The sequence below is a fragment of the Microlunatus spumicola genome (genome assembly GCF_039536445.1).
Lineage (GTDB): Bacteria > Actinomycetota > Actinomycetes > Propionibacteriales > Propionibacteriaceae > Microlunatus > Microlunatus spumicola.
This window is the reverse complement of sequence record NZ_BAAAYR010000001.1, coordinates 403,599-423,583: the sequence shown is the minus strand read 5'-3', so window position 1 is coordinate 423,583 and position 19,985 is coordinate 403,599. Positions and strand designations below refer to the sequence as shown.

Genomic DNA, 19,985 nt, shown 5'->3' with positions numbered 1-19,985 from the left:
TCGTGGACGCGGGACCACCTGGGGTGGTCCGGAGGACGACGGGGTTCCGGGGTGGTCGCCGATGAGCGCCCGGGCGCTCGGCACCGTCGCCCTGGCGGTCGGCGGCGGGGCGGTGGTGGTCGTCCGCCGGCTCCAGCGCCAGGCGGCGGCCGGCAGCGGTGAGCAGGGCGGCCCGCGGTCCCGGTGGCGCGCGGTCACCGTGAACCGCAGCCCCGAGGAGGTCATGCCGGACGGCCCTCCTGGTCCGTTGGCCGCGCTCGGCGACCTCGTCGAGGTGGAGGTCCGCCCGGCGCCCGGCGACAAGGGCACCGAGCTGCGCGCCCGGCTGCGCGGCCCGGAGCCGACGGGACCGGTGGCGGCGGCCGCCCGCGTGGCCGGCAAGGACCCGCGCCAGCGCGTACGGGCCGCCCTGCGCGAGGCCAAGCAGCTGATCGAGGTCGGCGAGGTGCTGCGGGTGGATCCCGCTCCGCACGGCCGACGGACGGCGACCCCGACCGGGGCGTTCGTCGAGATGGCCACCGACCGTGCTCCCGGGGAGGGACTGCTGTGAAGGCGCTCACCTGGCGGGGGGTCAACGAGACCGCCGTGGAGACGGTCGACGACCCGAAGATCCTCAACGACCGCGACGTCATCCTCAAGGTGCGGCTGACCACGACCTGCGGGTCGGACCTGCACCTGCTGGGCGGCTACATCCCGGCGATGCGGGCCGGCGACGTGCTCGGCCACGAGTTCATGGGCGAGGTCGTCGAGGTCGGCTCCGCGGTGCAGAACCACCGCGTGGGCGACCGGGTGGTGGTCTGCTCGTTCATCGCTTGCGGGCAGTGCTGGTACTGCAAGCGGGAGCTCTGGTCCCTGTGCGACAACGGCAACCCCAACCCGGCGCTGACCGAGGGGCTGTGGGGCTCCTCGATCGGAGGCTGCTTCGCCTACAGCCACGCGCTCGGCGGGTTCGCGGGCAGCCATGCGGAGTACGTGCGGGTCCCGTACGCCGACCAGGGCGCGTTCACCGTCCCCGACGGAGTCTCCGACACCGCGGCGCTGTTCGCCTCCGACGCCGCCCCGACCGGCTGGACCGGCGCCGACCTCGCGGGCATCACGCCGGGCGACACGGTCGCGGTCTGGGGTGCGGGCGGGGTCGGGCAGATGGCGGCCCGGGCGGCGATGCTGCTGGGAGCGGAGCAGGTCGTGGTGATCGACCGGCTCCCGGAACGGCTCGAGCAGGTCCGCCGCCACATCGGTGCGGAGACGCTCGACTACACCTCCGACAGCGTCATCGCCGAGCTGAAGGAACGCACCGGCGGGCGTGGGCCGGACGTGTGCATCGAGGCCGTCGGGATGGAGGCGCACAGCACCGGCCCGCAGTACCTGTACGACCAGCTCAAGCAGCAGCTGCGGCTGCAGTCGGACCGGCCCACCGCGCTGCGGGAGGCGATCTACGCCTGCCGCAAGGGCGGCAGCCTGTTCTCGCTCGGCGTGTTCGGCGGGCTCGTCGACAAGTTCCCGTTCGGCGCGATCATGAACAAGGGCATGACCGTGCGCGGCGCGCAGCAGCACGGGCACCGCTACATCCCGATGATCTTGGACCGCATCGCGGCCGAGGAGATCAGCACCGAGCACCTCGCGACCCACGTCATGCCCCTCGACCGTGGCCCCGAGGGCTACCGCATGTTCAAGAACAAGGAGGACGGCTGCGTCCGCGCCGTCTTCCGCCCCGGCTCCTGATGATCACCACGATCCGACCCACCCGAACCCGGAGGAGGCACCCATGAAGGCCGTGGTCTACGAGGGACCGCGCAAGGTCAGCGTCAAGGAGGTCCCGGACGCCCGCATCGAGCGGCCGACCGACGTCCTGGTGCGGATCACCACGACGAACATCTGCGGCTCGGACCTGCACATGTACGAGGGCCGCACCGACTTCGAGCCGGGTCGCTGGTTCGGCCACGAGAACCTCGGCCAGGTGGTCGAGGTCGGGTCCGGCGTCGACAAGGTGCAGGTGGGCGACTTCGTCGTCCTGCCGTTCAACGTGGCCTGCGGGCACTGCAAGAACTGCGAGTGCGGGCTCACGAACTACTGCCTCACCGCGCAGCCGGTGCCGGAGTGGGCCGGGGCCGCGTACGGGTTCGCGGACATGGGCCCGTGGGCCGGAGGGCAGGCGGAGCTGCTGCGCGTGCCCTGGGGCGACTTCAACTGCCTGCGGCTCGGCGAGGACGCCGAGGAGCGTCAGAACGACTACGTGATGCTCGCCGACATCTTCCCGACCGGCTACCACGCGACCGAGCTGGCCCACGTGAAGCCGGGCGACCAGACCGTGATCTACGGTGCCGGTCCGGTCGGCTGCATGGCCGCGTACTCCGCCGTCCTCAAGGGTGCGAGCAGGGTCATGGTCGTCGACCGGCACCCCGACCGCCTGGCGAAGGCGGCGGAGATCGGGGCCATCCCCATCGACGACTCGAAGGTCGACCCGGTCGAGGCCGTCAACGAGCTGACGATGGGGCTGGGCGCCGACAACGGGTGCGAGTGCGTGGGGTACCAGGCTCACGACCCGCAGGGCGAGGAGCACCCGAACATGACGCTGAACAACCTCGTCCGGTCGGTCCGCTTCACCGGGACCATCGGCGTCGTCGGGGTCTACGTCCCCCAGGACCCCGGGGCGAAGGACGAGCTGGCGAAGCAGGGCGAGGTCGCCTTCGACTTCGGGCAGTTCTGGTTCCGCGGCCAGACGATGGGCAGCGGGCAGTGCCCGGTGAAGAAGTACAACCGAGCCCTGCGTGACCTCATCGCCGGCGGGAAGGCGACGCCGTCGTGGATCGTCAGCCACGAGCTGCCGCTCGACCAGGCACCCGAGGGCTACGAGCACTTCGACGCCCGCGAGCCGGGCTGGACCAAGATCGTCCTGCACCCCGGCGACGTCCACGCGCGGGCCTGACACGGGCACCGCGAACGCCTGAGCTGCCCTGCCCGGCCGCCGTCGACGCCCCCTCGGCGGCCGGGCAGGGGTCCAGGTGCACGCCTGCACCCACGGAAGGAGAACGATGACCGACCGGCTGCTGTCGGCCCGCCCGGCGCTCGGCTGCCTCGCGGTAGGGGTCGTGGCCGGCGTGGGTGCCGCGGTGCTGGTCGAGCCCCACCTCGGTCCGCTCGTCGGCTGGTGCACGGCGGGCGTCGTCGCCCTGGTCGCGGTCTGGCGGACCTGCTGGCCGGCCGACCCCGGGACCACCGAGCGGCTGGCGCGCGAGGAGTCCTCCTCGCGCGTGACGGACGACGCGATCGTCGTGGCGTGCCTGGCCAGCATCGTCGCCGTGGTCGTGGCCCTGGCGCAGGCCGGCGGCGGGGCGACGGAAGCGACGTCCGTGGCCCTGGTCGTCCTGGGCGTGCTCGGGACGATGGTCGCCTGGGCCCTCGTCAACACCGTCTACGCCCTGAAGTACGCGCGCCTGCACTACGTCGACCTCCACGAAGAGGGTTTCGACGTCAAGCAGGACGCACCGCCGACCTACAGCGACTTCGCCTGCCTCGCCTTCACCGTCGGGATGTCGTACGCCGTCTCCGACGTCGAGCCCGCGTGCACCGCGGCGCGCCGCAAGACGCTGCCGCACGCGCTGCTGTCCTACTTCTTCGGCACCGTCCTGATCGCCGTGGCCATCAACCTCGTCACGAACCTCGGCCAGGGGTGAGGCTCCCGCTCAGCCCGAGGAGCCCGGCGCGGGCTGGTTGAACGGCGTGATCACCTGCACCTGCGAGGGCGTCGTCCGCGGCGGTCCGGGGAGCGCGCCGTGGGCCTGCAGGACCAGCTGGCACGCCCTCCGGAGGTCCGCCCGCAGGTCGTGGTGCAGCACGGCGGTGATCGCCTGGCGGCGCAGCAGGGTCGTGTTGTCCCCGTCCAGGTCGTGCGCGATGAAGGGCGCCGGCGTACGCCCGGCCTGCCGGAACGCGTCGATGGTCGCCGTGTTGCCGCCACCGATCGAGTAGACCGCGCCGAGGTCGGGGTGGAGCTCCAGGACCCGCGCGACCGCCGCGAACATCGAGGCGTCGAGCCCGTCGGTCTCGGAGACCTCGACGACCGTGCGGTCGGGCGCCAGCGTGCGCATCGCCGAGCGGAACCCGCTCTCGCGCTCCTCCTCGCCGCGGAAGCTGCTGCTGCTCAGCGTGACGAGCACCGGGGCCGACGGGTCCTGCGACATGAGGGCGACCAGGTAGGCGGCAGTCGCGCCCGCGGCGCGGTTGTCGATGCCGACGTACGCGACGCGCGGGCTGAGCGGGAGGTCCGTCACGAGGGTGACCACCGGGATGCCCTGCCCGTGCAGCCGGACGACCGCCTCGGTGACCGCCGGGTGGTCGGGGGCCTTGAGCAGCACCCCGGCCGAGCCGCGCCGGCCGACGTCGTCGAGGACCTGGACCAGGTCCGCGACGGGCCCCTCCTCGCGAAGGTGGAAGCGGCTGCGGATGACTGCGGGCCGCAGCCCCGGCAGCTCGGCCTCCAGCGCCGCCCGCACCGACGAGCTGAACCGCGCGGGAGCCTGCATCACCAGGTCGATCCGGAACGTCCGCCCGCCGAGCTGCACCTGGTCGCGCTGCCGGTCGAGCTCCTCGACGGCCCGCCGCACCTGGTCCGCCGTGCTCGACCGGACCCCCGCGCGCTGGTTCAGCACCCGGTCGACGGTCGCCTGGCTCAGGCCCGCCTGGTCGGCGATCTCCTGGATCCGGTAGCGGTGCACGGGCCCGTCCTCTGAGGTCTTTTTGATGGTTTCCGGAGGTCTACGCCCCCTCGATCTCTACTAGTGTCGCGGACAGAAGAGCACCACGACAGCCCTGGACCTCCCCTCCCCGCGACGAGCGGCGACCGGCCGGAGGCCCCGCAGAAGGAGGAGCCATGACCACCACCGCCGCACCCCGCAGCGCCGCCCCAGGCACCGCAGCGACCAGCAGCCCGGCCCCCGCGCGTCCGGGCCGCTTCACCGAGGCCGACTGCCGGGTCGAGGACTTCGCCGCCCTCGTCGACCAGGTCACCGAGCTGGCCGACTACCCGCACGCCGCGGACGTCCAGCTGAACGTGCTGGTCTACGACGCGGCCGCGCTGCGGGCCTCGATCACCTCCGAGCAGGACCGCATCGAGGTCGAGGCCGAGCTGGTCCGCGCGCTGACCGAGGGTCCGGGCGTCGTCGCCTTCAAGGGCGCGTTCCCCGACACCGCCGTCGTCGACCGCGCCACCGCGAGCTTCGACGAGATCATCGCGGCGGAGAAGGCCGCGGGCGGGGGCCACAACGACCACTTCGCCAAGGCCGGCGCCAACAGCCGCGTCTGGAACGCGCTGGAGAAGCTCGCCGTCCGGGACCCCGGGACGTTCGTCGACTACTACGGCAACGACATCCTCGCGCTGATCAGCACCGCCTGGCTCGGCCCGGGCTACCAGGTGACCTCGCAGGTCAACGTCGTCCGCCCCGGCGGCAAGGCCCAGGACCCGCACCGCGACTACCACCTCGGCTTCCTGTCCAACGAGGTCGCCGCCGGCTACCCGGCCCACGTGCACCTGCTCTCCCCCGTCCTGACCCTGCAGGGCGCCGTCGCGCACTCCGACATGCCGGTCGAGAGCGGCCCGACGATGTACCTGCCGTACTCCCACCAGTACGCGCCCGGCTACCTCGCCTGGCGGCTGCCGGAGTTCCGGGCGTTCTTCGCCGAGCGTCACGTGCAGCTGCCGCTGGAGAAGGGCGACGCCGCCTTCTTCAACCCGGCGCTGTTCCACGGGGCCGGCAACAACGTCTCCGCCGACGTCCAGCGGATGGCGAACCTGCTCCAGGTGAGCTCGGCCTTCGGACGGGCGATGGAGACCGTCGACCGGACCAAGGTGTCCAAGGCCGTCTACCCGGTGCTCCGCGCCCGCCGCTCCGCCGGCGCCGACCCGGCGTCGCTGGCCAACGCCCTCGCCAGCGCCGCCGAGGGCTACCCGTTCCCCAGCAACCTCGACCTCGACGAGAACGTCGGCGGGCTGACCCCGCTGGCCCAGTCCGCCCTGCTGCAGCAGGCGCTGGACGAGGACTGGGACGATGAGCGCCTGTCGGCGGCACTGGACGCGTACGCGACCCGGCACCGCACCGACGAGATCTGACCGACGAGACCCCGACCGTCCGGGCCTGGCACCGCTCCGGCGGTCCGGGCTCGGCCACGGCTGCCCCACCAGCAGCACCCACCACCAGCACGTCGTCGAAGGAGACAGCACCCATGCGCATCGGACTCATCGGGCTCGGCCGGATCGGGGCGTTCCACGCGGACACCCTGAACCGCCACGACCTCGTCGACGAGCTCGTCGTCACCGACGCGATGCCCGGGGTCGCCGAGGCGGCGGCCGAGCGGCTCGGGGCGACGCCGGTCGTGGACGCCGAGGCGCTGCTCGCTGCTCAGCTGGACGGCGTGGTGATCGCGTCGTCCACGACGACGCACCTCGCCCTGCTGCGGGCCGCGGTCGCCGCCGGCGTCCCCACCTTCTGCGAGAAGCCGGTCGCCGAGGACCCGTACGCGGTCGCGGACCTGGTCGCCGAGGTGGAGCGTTCCGGGGTGCCGGTGCAGATCGGCTTCCCGCGCCGCTTCGACCCTGCGTTCGTCGCCGCCAAGGCCGCGTTCGACGCCGGCGAGCTCGGCTGGCTGACGACGGTCCGCTCGACCACGATGGACCCGGCTCCCCCGCCCGCCGCGTACGTGGCGAGCTCGGGCGGCATCTTCCGCGACTGCGCGATCCACGACTTCGACGCGGTGCGCTGGGTGACCGGGCGCGACGTCGTCGAGGTCTACGCCACCGGCGGCAACCGCGGGGACGCGCTCTTCGTGGAGGCCGGCGACGTCGACACCGCGTCGACGCTGCTGACCTTCGACGACGGCACGCTCGGCGTCGTCTCGAACACGCGCTACAACGGCCAGGGCTACGACGTCCGGCTCGAGCTGCACGGTTCCGCGGGGTCGATCTCCGCCGGGCTCGACGACGGCCTGCCGTTCCGTTCGGCGGACCCCGACCTCGCGTTCCCCGCCGGCCCGGCGCACAGCTTCTTCATGGACCGGTTCGCCACGGCGTTCCAGGTCGAGCTGTCGACGTTCCTCGACGTGGCCGCCGGTCGCCGGGTGTCGCCGTGCACCATCGCCGAGGGCCTCGAGGCGAGCTGGGTCGCCGAGGCGGCCGCGCGCTCGCTGCAGGAGCACCGTCCCGTCCGGCTCGACGACGTCCGTGGCTGACGGGCGCGCCGCCGTGCCCACCCCGCTGGAGTTCGTCGCGGCCTGCTGGACCTCGGCCGGCGACGTGATGCCGCTGCGCGGGCCCGACACGAGCCCGCTGGACGTCCGCACCCGCATCGAGGCGGTGTCCCGGGCCGGCTACACCGGCTTCGGGCTGACGCACGCGGACCTGCGGGTGGCGCGCGAGACCGTGGGGCTGCCGACGGTGGCGCAGCTGCTGCGCGACAACGGGCTGACGACGGTCCAGCTGGAACGCGTCGTCGACTGGTGGACCACCGGTGAGCGCAGGGCCCGGTCCGACGCGCTCCGGCAGGACCTGTTCGACGCCTGCGCAGTGCTCGGCGTGGACAACATCAAGATCGGGGCCGACGACGACGGCGAGCCGGTGACCTACGACGAGCTGTGCGCCGGGTTCGACGCGCTCGCCGACGCGGGCCGCGAGGCCGGGGTCAGGATCGCGTACGAGAACACGCCCTTCTCGCCGCCGCCGATCCGCACCACCGAGCAGGCGATCGACCTCGTCACCGACGTCGGGAACGCCAACGGCGGGCTCATGCTCGACGTCTGGCACGCCTACCGGGGCGGCACCCCGTACGACGCCCTGCTCCGGCTCGCGCCCGAGCGGCTGTTCGGGGTGGAGCTGGACGACGGCGCCGCCGAGGTGGTCGGCACGCAGATCGAGGACACGTTCGACAACCGGCTGTTCTGCGGGACCGGGGACTTCGACGTCGTCTCCTTCGTCGAGGTCGTCCGGCGGCTCGGCTGGGACGGCGTCTGGGGCATCGAGCACATGTCCGAGACCGACCGCAGGCGGCCGGTCGAGGTGGTGCTCCGCGAGGCCCGCGAGGCCGCCGCGTCGTGCATCGCGCAGGCGGACGAGAGGATCGCCGCATGACCACCACCAGCACGGCCTCCACCAGCACGGCCGACGAACCGCTGCGGATCGGCCTGCTCGGGGCGAGCCGCATCGCCGTCGAGTCCCTCGTCGTCCCCGCCCACGACGGAGGCGCCCGGCTCGTGGCCGTGGCCGCCCGCGACCCGCGGCGGGCGGAGGAGTTCGCCGCCGAGCACGGCGTCGAGCGCGTCGTCGCCGACTACGAGGCGCTGCTCGCCGACCCCGAGGTCGAGGTCGTCTACAACGCGCTGCCGAACAGCCTGCACGGACCCTGGAACCTCGCCGCCCTCGCGGCGGGCAAGCACGTGCTGACGGAGAAGCCGTTCGCGAGCAACGCCGAGGAGGCGCGGACCGTCGCCGAGGCGGCGGAAGCGTCAGGCCTCGTCGTCTTCGACGCCTTCCACCACCGCTACCACCCGGTGTTCGCGCGGCTGCTCGAGGTCATGGCGAGCGGCGAGCTCGGGACGCTGCGGACCGTCCGGGTGCAGATGGTCATGCCGCCCCCGGGTGAGGACGACCTGCGCTGGTCGCTGCCCCTCGCCGGCGGCGTCCTGATGGACCTCGGCTGCTACGCGCTGAACGTGATGTCGACCGTGGCGGCCGAGCTCGGGGGGTTCGCGGAGCCGGTCTCCGCGCGCGCCGTCGAGGGCGAGGGCACGCCGGGCGTCGACGCACGCTTCGAGGTCGAGCTGGCCCTGCCCGACGGCGTCCGCGGCGAGATCCTCTGCGCCATGAGCGACCCCGAGCTGGAGTTCTCGATCAAGGTCACCGGCGACCGCGGCGACGCCACGATCATGAACTTCGTCAAGGTCAGCACCGACGACCGCCTGATCGTCCGCCTCGCCGGCGAGCCGGAACGGGTCGAGCACCTCGGCACCCGCAGCAGCTACCACCACCAGCTCGACGCGCTCACCGCCGCCGTACGCCGCGGGACCCCGTTCCCCACCGACGCCGCCGACGGCGTGCGCAACCTCGAGCTGATCGACACCTGCTACCGCCTCGCCGGCCTCCCCCTGAGGCCGACCGACCGGAACGCCCCCTGAGCCCGAACGCCCCCTGATCTTGTCGAAGGGCCCGGGACGCCCCCTGAGCGTGTCGACGGGCGACAACGCCCCCTGAGCTTGTCGAAGGGCCCGGAACGGGTCGGCTCCACCGCACAATGGCGCCCACCTCTTCGAGGCCCTTCGACAGGCTCGGGGGGCATGGGCACTCCGCATCGCGCCCCGGTCCTCACGTCTGCTCGCCTTTGTGTCGTCTGCGCGTGTTCAAACCCGCGCAGACGACACAAGATCGCGCAGACAGGGAGGGGCCGTACGGCGGTGCCGCCCGGGCGGTGATCAGGAGGGCAGGACGCCGCCGAGCTCGTCCTCGACGTGCACGCGGATGATCTCGTCGAAGGAGGTCTCGGCGACGAAGCCGAGGCGTTCGGCGCGGGTGGCGTCCAGGGCGGCGGCCCAGGTCTCCACGATCGCCATGATCTTCTCGTCCGGCTTGTGGCGGACCAGGCGGACCGCGCGTTCGCCGGCGATGCGGCGGAGCGCGTCGAGCTGCTCGCCGACGGTCGCGCTCAGCCCGGGCATGGACAGGGTCCGGCGCGGTCCCACCAGCGCGGTGTCGAGGACGGCGGCGCGCACGAGGAACTCCACCGCCGAGCGCGGCGAGGCGTGCCAGTGCCGGACGCTCTCGGGGACGGGCAGCACCGCCTCCTGCCCGACCAGCGGCTCGCGCAGGATGCTGGAGAAGAAGCCGGACGCCGCCTTGTTGGGCCGGCCCGGACGGATGCAGATGGTCGGCAGCCGGACGCCGACGCCGTCGAGGAAGCCGCGCCGGGAGAAGTCGGCGAGCAGCAGCTCGCCGATCGCCTTCTGCGTCCCGTAGCTGGTCAGCGGCGTCTGCTGGAAGTCCTCGGGGATGGGGTTCGGCAGGGGCGCGCCGTAGACGGCGATGGACGAGGTGAGGACGAACCGCGGCGTCCAACCGTCGGCGAGGTGGGCCGTCCGGACGGCGTCGAGCAGCGCGCGGGTGCCGTCGAGGTTGACCGCGTAGCCCTTGTCGAAGTCGGCCTCGGCCTCCCCGGACACCACCGCGGCGAGGTGGACGACCACGTCCGGACGGCTCTCGAGCAGCTCCTCCGCCGCACCCGGCCGGGTCAGGTCGGCGGCGACGACCTCGGTGGACGGGCCGTCTTCGGGCGGCGTCGGGGCGACGACGTCGGCCAGCGTCAGGCGGTCGAGCGGCCGGTCGCCCAGCCTCCCGTCGGCGACCAGCCGCGCGGTCAGCTTGCGGCCGATCATGCCCGCGGCACCGGTGATCAAGACGTGCACGTCGTCCTCCTGGCTCGGCTGCCATCGAACCACGCGTCCTCCGTCGGCCCGTCGCGTACGCCCTCTGCCACCATGGCGCGGTGCGCCTCCAGGACCTCACCCCGCCGACCACGCCCGCCGCCCGGGCAGCCCTCGACCTCGCGACCGCGTGCCACACCCCCGCCCTGCTGCACCACGTCGTCCGCTCGTGGCTGTGGGCGGAGGCGTTCGCCCTGGTCGAGGATCGCCGCGGCGTGGACCACGAGCTGCTCTGGACGGCCGCGGTCCTGCACGACATCGGGCTCGTGGCCGCCTACGACAACGTGACGCTGTCGTACGAGGAGGCAGGCGGGCAGGTCGCCGTCGCCCTGACCGCCGGCGCGGGCTGGGCGGCTGAGCGGCGCCAGCGGGCGCTCGACGTGGTCGTGCGCCACAACTGGCCGTCGGTCGACCCCGGTCTCGACGTCGAGGGCCACCTGCTCGAGGTCGCGACCGGGCTCGACATCAGCGGGTCGCGGCCGGAGGCGCTGCCGGCGGACTTCGTGCGCGAGGTCCTGGTCGCGCACCCGCGCCTGAAGCTGGCGGAGGAGTTCGGCGCCGCGGTGACGGACCAGGCCGAGCGCAAGCCGACCACGGCCGCCCGCCGGCTCGTCGACGGTGGCCTCCTGGACAAGCTCGCGCACCACCCGTTCGAGCGCTGAGCCCGGCGGGGCGCCGGGACGAAACGCCGCGAACGACAGTCGCTGCCCCATGATGGGCACCGTGCCCGGCGCGACGCGAGACCTGCTGCCCGCGCCCGACGCGTCCACCACCGGTCTCACGACCGCCGAGGCCGAGGCGCGTCGACGCCGGGGCGAGGGCAACCGGGCGGTCAGCGCGTCGTCGCGGACGTACGGCCGGATCCTGCGCACCAACGTCTTCAACCTCTACAACAGCATCCTCTTCGTCATCGGCGCCGCCCTGCTGGCGCTGGGGCGCTACGGCGACGCCGTCATCAGCGTGTCCATCGGCCTGCTGAACGCGGTCATCAGCGCCGTCCAGGAGATCCGGGCCAAGCGCCAGCTGGACCATTTGCAGGTGCTGGGCCGCAGCACGGTGGTGGTGGTCCGCGACGGCCGCGACGTCGAGCTGGTGCCCGAGGACCTGGTCCGGGGCGACGTCGTCCGCGTCCGCCCGGGCGACCAGCTCGTCGTCGACGGGCCGGTCCTCGAGGGTGCGGTCGAGGTCGACGAGTCCCTGCTGACCGGCGAGTCGGAGGCGCAGGCGCGAGGGCCCGGGGACGACCTGCTCTCCGGCAGCCAGGTCGTCGGCGGCGCCGGGCTGCAGCTGGCCCGCGACGTCGGCGCCGCGAGCTACGCCAGCCGGCTCACCACCGAGGCCCGCAGCGCGACGACCGACACCACGCCGCTGCAGCACCAGGTCGCGTTCTGCGTCCGCCTCGTCATGGTCGTCGTGGTGCTGATGAGCGGCGCCATCCTCCTGCAGGCCGCGCTGGAGGGGTTCACGCTCGTCCGGGTCGTCCAGACGGCCGCCGTCCTGTCCGGGCTGGTCCCGTACGGGCTGTTCTTCCTGATCGTGCTCGCCTACACCGCCGGCGCCGTCACGTCCTCCCGCCGGGGCGCGCTGGTGCAGCGGGTCAACGCGGTCGAGTCGGTCAGCAACGTCGACGTGGTGTGCACCGACAAGACCGGCACCCTGACCACCGGGCGGCTGACCGTGGACGAGGTCGTGGCCCTCGACGGGCACGAGGCCCACGAGGTCGAGGTGGCCCTCGGCTCGCTGGCCCGCAGCACCGAGGCCGCGAACCTCACCACCACGGCCCTGGCCGCCGGGCTCCCCGGCACCGCGCTGCCGGTCGTCGAGGTCGTGCCGTTCAGCTCGGTGCTGCGCTGGAGCGCCGTCCGGACCGACGAGGTGACCTGGGTCCTCGGTGCGCCCGAGGCCCTCGTCCCCGCTCTCGCACCGACCGGCGACGCGTCCGGCCTCGACGAGCAGGTCGCCGCCCGTACGGCGCAGGGCCTGCGGGTCCTCCTCCTCGCCCGGTCCGTCGAACCCGCGGCTGGTGTGCGCGACGCCGAGGGGCGGGCCGTGCTGCCGGCGCTGGAGCCGTGGGGGCTCGTCGCCCTCGCGGACGAGCTGCGGCCCGACGTGCCCGAGACGGTGGCGCGGCTGCGCGACGAGGGCATCGCGCTCAAGGTCCTCTCCGGCGACGACCCGGGGACCGTCGGCGCGCTCGCCACCCGGGCCGGGCTGCCGGACGTCCGCCCGGTGCACGCCGGCGACCTGGACCGGCTGGACGACACCGAGCTGGACGCGCTCGTCGCGGGCGGCAGCGTCTTCGGCCGCGTCGCCCCCGAGCAGAAGGAACGCGTCGTCCTGTCGCTGCGTCGCCAGGGCCGCTACGTGGCCATGGTCGGCGACGGCGTGAACGACGCCCGCGCGCTCAAGGCCGCCCAGGTGGGTGTGGCCATGCGGAGCGGCAGCGCCGTGGCGCGCGACGTCGCCGACATCGTGCTGACCGACGACACGCTCGCCGCCCTGGTGCCCGCCCGCCGCGAGGGCCGCCGGATCATCACCGGCATCGCCGTCTCCACGCAGGTCTTCCTCACCCGGGTGGCGACGCAGGCGCTGATCATCGTCACCGTCACCATGATCGGACTGGGCTTCCCCTACTCCCCGGCGCAGACCGGCCTGACGCTCTTCACCGTCGGCCTGCCCACGATCTTCCTCACCGCCTGGGCACGGCCCGCCGAGCCCGACCGCCACCTGCTGCTCGACCTGGCCCGCTTCGTGCTGCCCGCGGCCGTGCTGACGGCGGGCTTCGCCGTGGCGGCGTACACGTTCCTCTACACGACGATCACGCGCGGGTTCGACGACCCGGGCATCCGGGACCGCCTGGTCACGGAGTTCTCCCGCTACACCGGGCTCACGTACGGGGTGGACGCGGACTTCGTGCCCGCCGCGGCCACGCTCGGCGCCCAGACCGGGCTCTCGACGTTCGTGTCGATGGCCTCGATCCTCCTCATCCTGTTCCTCGAGCCGCCCGCCCGGGTCTTCGCCGCCTGGACCCGCCCGAGCCCCGACAAGCGACCGGTCGTCCTCGTGGTCGTGCTGCTGGCCGGGCTGATCACCGCCCTCGTGGTGCCCACGCTGCACACCTACTTCGGGCTCACCCGGCCGGCCGGGGTCGTGTACGAGATCGCCGTGCCCCTGCTCGTGGCCTGGTTCCTCGCCCTCGGTGCCGCGTACCGCTTCCGGGTGATGGACCGGTTGCTCGGCCTGGCCGGCCTCGGCGGCACGCCGGAGAACCCGTAGGGGACGTGCCGGCCGCCTCGACCGTGGGCGGTCAGCGGTCCCGCAGCACGTCGACGAGGACCCCCGTGAGCGGGTCGGCGAGCGCGTGGAGCACGGCGATGTCGACGTCGGACAGCCCGCCGCGGTCGAACGAGTAGAGGTTGAGGGTGCCCACCGACCGCCGGCCCGCGAGGAGCAGGACGGAGAGGACGGCCCCGAGCCGCAGCTCCGCGGAGGCGCGGGCGGTCCAGCGCGGCCAACGGGTCTCCCCGGGCAGGTCGTGGGCCAGGACGCTGTGACCCGTGCGCAGCGCCTGCAGGCACGGGCCCTCCTCCAGGCGGTGCTGGAGCTCGTCGGCGTGCCGGGCGGCGTCGTCGGTGGCCCGGTGCACGGTGAGCCCGCGGAGCCGTGGCGTCGTGGCGCTCGCGAGGTGACAGCCCGCCACCAGGTCGGGCAGGAGGCCGAGGGCCTGCTGCAGCCGTTCGTCCGGAGCGCGTCCGGCGCGTACGGCGTCGAGGTAGTCGCGCGGGACCCGACCCGCGGTACCGGTCGGTGGCGGGAGGGAGGTGCCGGAGGGGAGCTGGGTCACCACGCTGCGTCCCTGGGGTTCAGGAGCCGGTCGCGACCGGGCTCGAGCCGTTCGAGCGGACCTGCTTTCCCCTCGTCGGCGCCCGACTACCCCGGCCGGACGGGCGCCAAGCACGCTGGCCGGGTCGGTCTCGCCTGCGGGTCGTCCTTCCGGACGTGCATCCGTCCCGACGTCCGCACCGAACAGTTCCCAAGAGCGCGTCGGGTGGTGCTGCCCGGCAAGCTCCAGGACTGGTGCGTCCAACAGCGTGGCCTACCGGGCCGTCCGTCCACCTCGTACGCCCTCGATCCGAGACGTGCGGAACCAGGTCCTGTGCACAGCTCTGGCTCCGCGGGTCTCGACTCCCCCGACGGTCGGGACGGACGAGGTGGGCGGCTCCTCATGCCTGCCGCACGGCAAGGGCCGCGGCCGCCGACGAGACCGGTCTTCACCGTCTCGTCCGCGGCCGCGGCGTCCTGCGGGACTCCCCCCAACGGCGTCCGCCTGACCCTTTACCCGTCGAGCGGCGCCCGACACCCGGCGCGCGACCGTTGGCGGACGCCACGTGGTCGCGGCGCGGTCACCGCCGGCCCACCACCTCGTGCACGGACGGCCAGGACAGCAGCCGGGCGCGGACCTCCTCGTTCTTCTCGTCCGCGACCGCGGTCGCGTACGCGGTCTCGAGCACCTCGGCGATCGTGACCCGCCGCCCGGCGGCCGCCGACGTGGTCGCCGCCTCCACCATCGCCAGGCTGAGCACGTTCGCGTGCACCTCGCCCGACGGCACCCCGCCGCCGCGCACCACGGAGACGAACTCGGCCAGCGACCCGGCGATCTGCTCGGGCTCGTCCCGCACGTCCGCCGGCAGGGCCGATCCGTCCGCCGCCTCGGCGACCGGCTCGCCGTCGCCGTCCCAGAGCGCGGTGCCGCCCTCGGCGCTGACCCGCCAACGGCCGTTCCAGGAGGTCTCCAGGCCGGGCGCGCACCAGCTGCCCGTGAAGCTGAACCGCGCGCCGTCCTCGAAGACGAAGACGGCGTTCGCGGCGGCGTCACCACCGAACCAGCTCCACGCGGGGTTGAAGCTGTCGCAGTAGACCGAGACCGGCTCGCTGCCGATCAGGTCCCGGGCGAGGTCGAGCTGGTGGATCGCCATGTCGACGAGCAGCGGGTGCGCCATCTCCTCCCGGAACCCGCCGAAGCGCGGTGCCTTGAAGAACTCGCAGCTCACCGCACCGACCTGCCCGAGCTGTGCGACCTGACGCCGCAACGCGGCCAGGTTCCGCCAGTAGCGGCGCGACTGCGAGACCATCAGCAGCCGCCCGGCCACCTCGGACGCGGCGACCATCGACAGACCCTCGCTGACCGACTCCGCCAACGGCTTCTCGCTGAGCACGGGCAGCCCGCCGAGCAGGGCCGCCGTGGTCACGGTGTGGTGGGCGACCGGCACGGTGACGTTGACGAGGGCCTCCGCCTCGTCGCACGAGGTCAGCTCGTCGACCGAGGCGGCGACGGGCAGGCCCGGGAAGCCCTCCTCGTCAGCCGCACGACGCGCCGCACCCACGTCGAGGTCCACCAGGCCGACCAGCCGGACGTCCGGGCTCGCCGCGAGGTTCTTCAGCCAGGCGCGGCCCATGCCGCCCGCGCCGACCTGCACCAGGCGCAGCGGGGCGGCTCCCGCGTCGGTCCCGGGACCGCGCAGGCCCTCAGCCACGCGCCGGCTCCGGCGTCTGCTCCGCGTCGGCGTCGGCGATCGCCCGGCCGTAGCCGTGGCCGTTGAAGAAGTCCCCGCTGTCGTAGCGCAGCAGGGTCGGCACCTCCCGCGGGAAGTCGCTGGCGGCCCAGCGCACGCCGTTGGCGATCACCCGGCGGACGTCCTTGTGGTGGTAGACGGGGTAGTCCTGGTCGCCCGGCGAGAAGAAGAAGATCTTGCCGTGCCCGCGGCGGAACGTGCACCCGCTGCGGAACACCTCGCCCCCGCTGAACGAGGAGATGAAGATCAGCTCGTCCGGCGCGGGGATGTCGAACGTCTCCCCGTACATCTCCTGCGCGTCGATGACGATCGGGTTCGGCACGCCCTGCGTGATCGGGTGCGTCGCGTCGACGGTCCACACCAGCTCACGGTCGCGGTCGTTGCGCCAGCGCAGCGTGCAGGTCGTGCCCATGAGCTTGCCGAAGATCTTGGACCAGTGCCCGGAGTGCAGCACCAGCAGGCCCATGCCGGACAGGACGTGACGGTGGACGCGGTCGACGACCTCGTCGGCCACCTCGCCGTGGGCCGCGTGGCCCCACCACACGAGGACGTCGGTCGCGGCGAGCACCTCCTCGGTCAGCCCGTGCTCCGGGTCGTCCAGGGTCACGGTGGTGATCGAGGCGCCGTCTGCGAGGTTCTCGCCGATGCCGTCGGCGATGGTGGCGTGCATCCCGTCGGGGTAGATCGCCGCCACGTGGGGCTCGACCTGCTCGTGCCGGTTCTCGCCCCAGACGACGACGCGGAGGGGGCTGGTGGTGCTGGAGGACATCGGTGTCTCTTCCTTCGTGGTGCGGGGGCGTCGCGGGGACGCCCGAGGGGGGTTGGTCACTTGACGGCTCCGCCGGTGGCCCCGGCGGCGATGTAGCGCTGGGCGACGACCAGCAGGATGATCGCCGGGACGGAGGCGAGCACGGCCGTGGCCATGACCGCGCTCCAGTTGGCGATGTGCGCGCCCAGGTAGGTGTAGATCCCGAGGGTGACGGGCACGACCTGGCCCTTTGTGGTCAGGGTCAGGGCGAAGATGAAGTCGCTCCAGGCGAAGAGGAACGAGAACAGCCCGACCGTGATCAACGAGTTCCGGCTGATCGGGACGACGATCGACAGGAACGCGCGGAACAGCCCGGCCCCGTCGACCCGCGCGGCCTCCACGATCGACGGCGGCACGCCGAGCATGAACGAGCGCAGGATCAGGATCCCGAAGGGGATGGCGTTCGCCGCGTTGGCGATGATCAGCCCCGGGACCGAGTCGAGCAGGCCGAGCCGCTCGTACGCCGTGTAGAGGGCGTTCGCGATCACGATGCCGGGGATCATCTGCGAGATCAGGATCGCGAGCAGCGCCCAGCTGATCCACCGGAACCGGAACTGCGCGAGCGCGTACGCGCAGGGCGCGGAGACCACGAGGGTCACCACGACCGTGCCCGCCGCGACCAGCAGGCTGATCACGAGGTGCCCGCCCTGGTCGGCGATCGCCGAGCGGTAGCCGGCGAGGCTCGGGTGGGTGGGGAAGAACGTCCCCGACAGCGCGTTGCCGCTGGGCTGCAGCGAGATGTTGACCATCCAGTAGACGGGGAACAGGAGCAACCCCAGCAGGACGATCGCGATGGCGGTGCGGACGGGACCGCGGGCGCGGCGTCCGGACAGCGTGGTGGGCACGTGCCCTCCCCTACTCGTCGACCTGGCGCCGGTTGGCGCGCAGGTAGATCACGGCGAAGACCAGCGAGATGACGATCAGGATGTTGCTCAGCGCCGCCCCCTCGCCGAACTTGAACTCCACGAAGGAGCGTTGGTAGGACTGCAGCGCGATGGTCTGGGTCGCGTTGGCCGGACCGCCCTGGGTGAGCCCGAGGATGATGTCGAGCACCTTCAGGGTGTAGATCACGCCGAGCATGAGCACGACGCTCACGACCGGCCGCAGGTTCGGCCAGGTGATCGACCAGAAGGCCCGCCACCCGGTCGCCCCGTCCAGGGCTCCCGCCTCGTACAGCTCGTCCGGGATGTCCTGCAGGCCGCTGTAGAGCAGCGTCAGGTTGAACGGGATGCCGAGCCAGATGTTCACCAGCACGACGGCGAGGAGCGCGACGCTCGGCGACGTCAGCCACGGCACGGGGCCGTCGATCACGCCCAGGTTCTGCAGCGTGACGTTGAGGATGCCGCTGTCCTGCTCGAGGATCGCCCGCCAGGCCGCGCTGCCGACGATCAGCGGCAGCAGCCAGGGCAGCAGGAAGAGCGCGCGCAGGACCCCGTTGAGCGGGAAGCTCCGGTGGAAGAACAGGGCGAGCAGCATCCCGATGACGAACTGGCCGACGATCGAGCCGAGCGTGAACAGCGCGGTGTTCACCACGGCCTGGTCGAAGACGTGGTCGCCCACGACGGCCGCGTAGTTGGCGAGCCCCACGAACGGGGCCTCGCCGGTGAAGAACGTCTTCAGCCCGTAGTCCTGGAAGCTCATGACCAGGTTCTTCACGACCGGGTAGCCGAACAGCAGGGCGATCGCGAGGGCCGCCGGCACCACGAACAGCACCTTGGTGACGTCCTCGAGGCGCCGCCCACCCCGTCGCCGGGCGGTCACCTCGCCCGGCGTACGCGTGTCCGTGGGCGGTGCGGGGGTCAGGGTCCGGGTGGCCGACATCCGTCGGCTCCTTCCTCCGCCGACCCGCTAGGCGCCGGCCTTGGCCATCGCGTCGGCCGGCGCGGCCTGGCCGGTCAGCACGAGCTGCACGCCGGTGTAGATGATCTTGGCCTGGTCCGGCCACTTCGAGCCGAGCTTGCCGGTCCGGGCGCGGGCCTGGCCGACGGCGTCGGTGAACCCCGCCATCGCCGGGACCTCGGCCTTGAACTGGTCGGCCAGCGCGAGCTTGGTCGGGACGAGCCCGCCCTCCTTGGCGCGCAGCAGCTGGTTGGCGTCGGTGTTCATGCACTTCACCAGCTCGGCGGCCTTGGTCATCTTCGCCTGGTCACCGGTCATCGGGACCGTCCACGCCTCGCCGCCGAGCGGGGCGACGGAGGTCTGGCCGGCCTGGTTGACCGGGAACGGCACGACGCCGTAGTCGACCTTCGCCTTGTCCAGCGCGGGCTCCTGCCACGGGCCGTTCAGCATCATCGCCGCGTTGCCGGCGATGAACTGGTCGTTGACGTCGGACTGCTTCCAGTTGACGACGCTCTTGGACGCCGAGCCGTCGTCGACGAGGTCCTTCCACAGCTGGAGCGCCTGGGCGACCTGGGGGCTCTTGAGGTCGGTCTCGTCGCCGCCGTTGCTCCACATCGGGGGCAGGAACTGCCAGGCCCCCTCGTAGTCGGCGGTGGCGTTGAAGGCGAAGCCGTACTGCTTGCCGACCGTGAGCTTCTTGGCGTCCGCCCGCAGCTCCTCCCAGGTCGTCGGAGGCTTGACGCCCGCCTTCTCGAGCACGTCCTTGCGGTAGAAGATCGCGATCGTGTTGGCCCCGGGCTGCAGGCCGTAGAGCTTGCCGTCGGCGGTCGCGGCCGCGACCGGACCCGGCGCGTAGCCGTCCGCGGTGATCCCGAAGTCGCCGAGCGGGGCCAGCGCGCCGGTGTCGGCGATCTGCTGGATGTCGGGGTTGTCGAGCATCAGCACGTCCGGCAGCGACTTCGACGAGGCCTGCTGCAGGACCTTCTGGATCAGCGTCGGGCCGGGCACGGCCTCGCGGTCGATCTTGGCCACGCCGATCGACGTCCCGCACGCCGTCAGCATGTCGCCGATCTGGGTCTTGCCGGGTTCGTCGGTGTAGTAGTCGAGCACCTTCAGGCTGTCGACGGTGGCGGCGGAACCGCCGCCGGACGAGGAGGACGAACCTCCGCCGCCGCCGCACGCGGCCAGGGACAGGGGGGCCAGTGCCGCCAGGGCGGCCACGGCCGCCAGTCGCTTCGTGATCATCAGTCCAGCTCCTTTGCTGACTCGCCGCGACGTCCGCCCGGCACGTCGGAGCAGGCCGCGGA

General features: G+C 72.9%; 18 protein-coding genes. 10 read left to right on the top strand and 8 right to left on the bottom strand.

All coding sequences use genetic code 11. From position 1 onward, the window contains the following. The first annotated feature begins 61 nt into the window (after nt 1-61). The 4 genes from ABD665_RS01910 (at nt 62) to ABD665_RS01895 (ending at nt 3,674) form a co-directional block, all read left to right on the top strand. Nucleotides 62-550: an SRPBCC family protein gene (locus tag ABD665_RS01910; protein WP_204912493.1), complete on the top strand. Its 489-nt coding sequence runs from the start codon at nt 62-64 to the stop codon at nt 548-550. Beyond that, a complete protein-coding gene (locus tag ABD665_RS01905; protein ID WP_204912494.1) occupies nt 547-1,722 on the top strand; it encodes an alcohol dehydrogenase catalytic domain-containing protein in 1,176 nt (391 codons plus the stop codon). The genes ABD665_RS01910 and ABD665_RS01905 overlap by 4 nt, the downstream gene beginning before the upstream one ends. 43 nt (nt 1,723-1,765) lie before the next feature. After that, nucleotides 1,766-2,926, top strand: coding sequence for an alcohol dehydrogenase catalytic domain-containing protein (locus tag ABD665_RS01900; protein ID WP_204912495.1), 1,161 nt, complete (start codon nt 1,766-1,768; stop codon nt 2,924-2,926). Nucleotides 2,927-3,032: 106 nt separating this feature from the next. Beyond that, nucleotides 3,033-3,674, top strand: coding sequence for a DUF1345 domain-containing protein (locus ABD665_RS01895; RefSeq protein ID WP_344740853.1), 642 nt, complete (start codon nt 3,033-3,035; stop codon nt 3,672-3,674). 9 nt (nt 3,675-3,683) lie between these two features. Here the strand turns inward: ABD665_RS01895 and ABD665_RS01890 are convergent, their stop codons facing one another. Further along, nucleotides 3,684-4,715 (bottom strand): substrate-binding domain-containing protein, encoded by a 1,032-nt coding sequence (locus tag ABD665_RS01890; protein WP_204912496.1) that lies wholly within the window; start codon nt 4,713-4,715, stop codon nt 3,684-3,686. Nucleotides 4,716-4,870: 155 nt separating this feature from the next. On the opposite strand from ABD665_RS01890, the gene ABD665_RS01885 reads away from it, so the two are divergent. From ABD665_RS01885 to ABD665_RS01870, 4 genes are all read left to right on the top strand, one after another. Continuing rightward, nucleotides 4,871-6,106, top strand: a complete 1,236-nt coding sequence (locus tag ABD665_RS01885; protein WP_204912497.1) for a phytanoyl-CoA dioxygenase family protein — start codon at nt 4,871-4,873, stop codon at nt 6,104-6,106. 113 nt (nt 6,107-6,219) lie between these two features. After that, a complete protein-coding gene (locus ABD665_RS01880) occupies nt 6,220-7,221 on the top strand; it encodes a Gfo/Idh/MocA family protein (RefSeq protein WP_204912498.1) in 1,002 nt (333 codons plus the stop codon). After that, entirely contained in the window at nt 7,214-8,116 is a 903-nt protein-coding gene (locus ABD665_RS01875) for a TIM barrel protein (protein ID WP_204912499.1), read from the top strand. Before ABD665_RS01880 ends, ABD665_RS01875 begins: the two co-directional genes overlap by 8 nt. Then, complete coding sequence (locus ABD665_RS01870; protein WP_204912500.1) at nt 8,113-9,159, top strand: Gfo/Idh/MocA family oxidoreductase; 1,047 nt, start codon at nt 8,113-8,115, stop codon at nt 9,157-9,159. The genes ABD665_RS01875 and ABD665_RS01870 overlap by 4 nt, the downstream gene beginning before the upstream one ends. A 294-nt stretch (nt 9,160-9,453) precedes the next feature. On the opposite strand, the gene denD is transcribed toward ABD665_RS01870, so the two are convergent. Then, nucleotides 9,454-10,473, bottom strand: a complete 1,020-nt coding sequence (gene denD, locus ABD665_RS01865) for a D-erythronate dehydrogenase (RefSeq protein WP_204912501.1) — start codon at nt 10,471-10,473, stop codon at nt 9,454-9,456. A gap of 47 nt (nt 10,474-10,520) precedes the next feature. Here denD and ABD665_RS01860 point away from each other — a divergent pair, with 47 nt between their 5' ends. Then, nucleotides 10,521-11,120 (top strand): HD domain-containing protein, encoded by a 600-nt coding sequence (locus tag ABD665_RS01860; protein ID WP_204912502.1) that lies wholly within the window; start codon nt 10,521-10,523, stop codon nt 11,118-11,120. Between the two features lie 61 nt (nt 11,121-11,181). Continuing rightward, complete coding sequence (locus ABD665_RS01855) at nt 11,182-13,734, top strand: HAD-IC family P-type ATPase (protein ID WP_204912503.1); 2,553 nt, start codon at nt 11,182-11,184, stop codon at nt 13,732-13,734. A 31-nt stretch (nt 13,735-13,765) separates the two neighbouring features. On the opposite strand, the gene ABD665_RS01850 is transcribed toward ABD665_RS01855, so the two are convergent. The 6 genes from ABD665_RS01850 to ABD665_RS01825 all read right to left on the bottom strand — a co-directional run bounded on the left by ABD665_RS01850 (nt 13,766) and on the right by ABD665_RS01825 (nt 19,923). After that, nucleotides 13,766-14,305, bottom strand: coding sequence for a GAF domain-containing protein (locus ABD665_RS01850; protein ID WP_204912504.1), 540 nt, complete (start codon nt 14,303-14,305; stop codon nt 13,766-13,768). Nucleotides 14,306-14,861: 556 nt separating this feature from the next. Then, nucleotides 14,862-15,992: a Gfo/Idh/MocA family protein gene (locus ABD665_RS01845; protein WP_344740847.1), complete on the bottom strand. Its 1,131-nt coding sequence runs from the start codon at nt 15,990-15,992 to the stop codon at nt 14,862-14,864. Beyond that, complete coding sequence (locus ABD665_RS01840; RefSeq protein WP_204912505.1) at nt 15,985-16,800, bottom strand: ThuA domain-containing protein; 816 nt, start codon at nt 16,798-16,800, stop codon at nt 15,985-15,987. The genes ABD665_RS01845 and ABD665_RS01840 overlap by 8 nt, the downstream gene beginning before the upstream one ends. A gap of 56 nt (nt 16,801-16,856) precedes the next feature. Next, nucleotides 16,857-17,684 (bottom strand): carbohydrate ABC transporter permease, encoded by an 828-nt coding sequence (locus tag ABD665_RS01835; protein ID WP_344740845.1) that lies wholly within the window; start codon nt 17,682-17,684, stop codon nt 16,857-16,859. 10 nt (nt 17,685-17,694) lie between these two features. Beyond that, nucleotides 17,695-18,660, bottom strand: a complete 966-nt coding sequence (locus ABD665_RS01830; RefSeq protein WP_204912506.1) for an ABC transporter permease subunit — start codon at nt 18,658-18,660, stop codon at nt 17,695-17,697. A 27-nt stretch (nt 18,661-18,687) separates the two neighbouring features. Then, a complete protein-coding gene (locus ABD665_RS01825; protein WP_204912507.1) occupies nt 18,688-19,923 on the bottom strand; it encodes an extracellular solute-binding protein in 1,236 nt (411 codons plus the stop codon). Nucleotides 19,924-19,985: the final 62 nt, after the last annotated feature.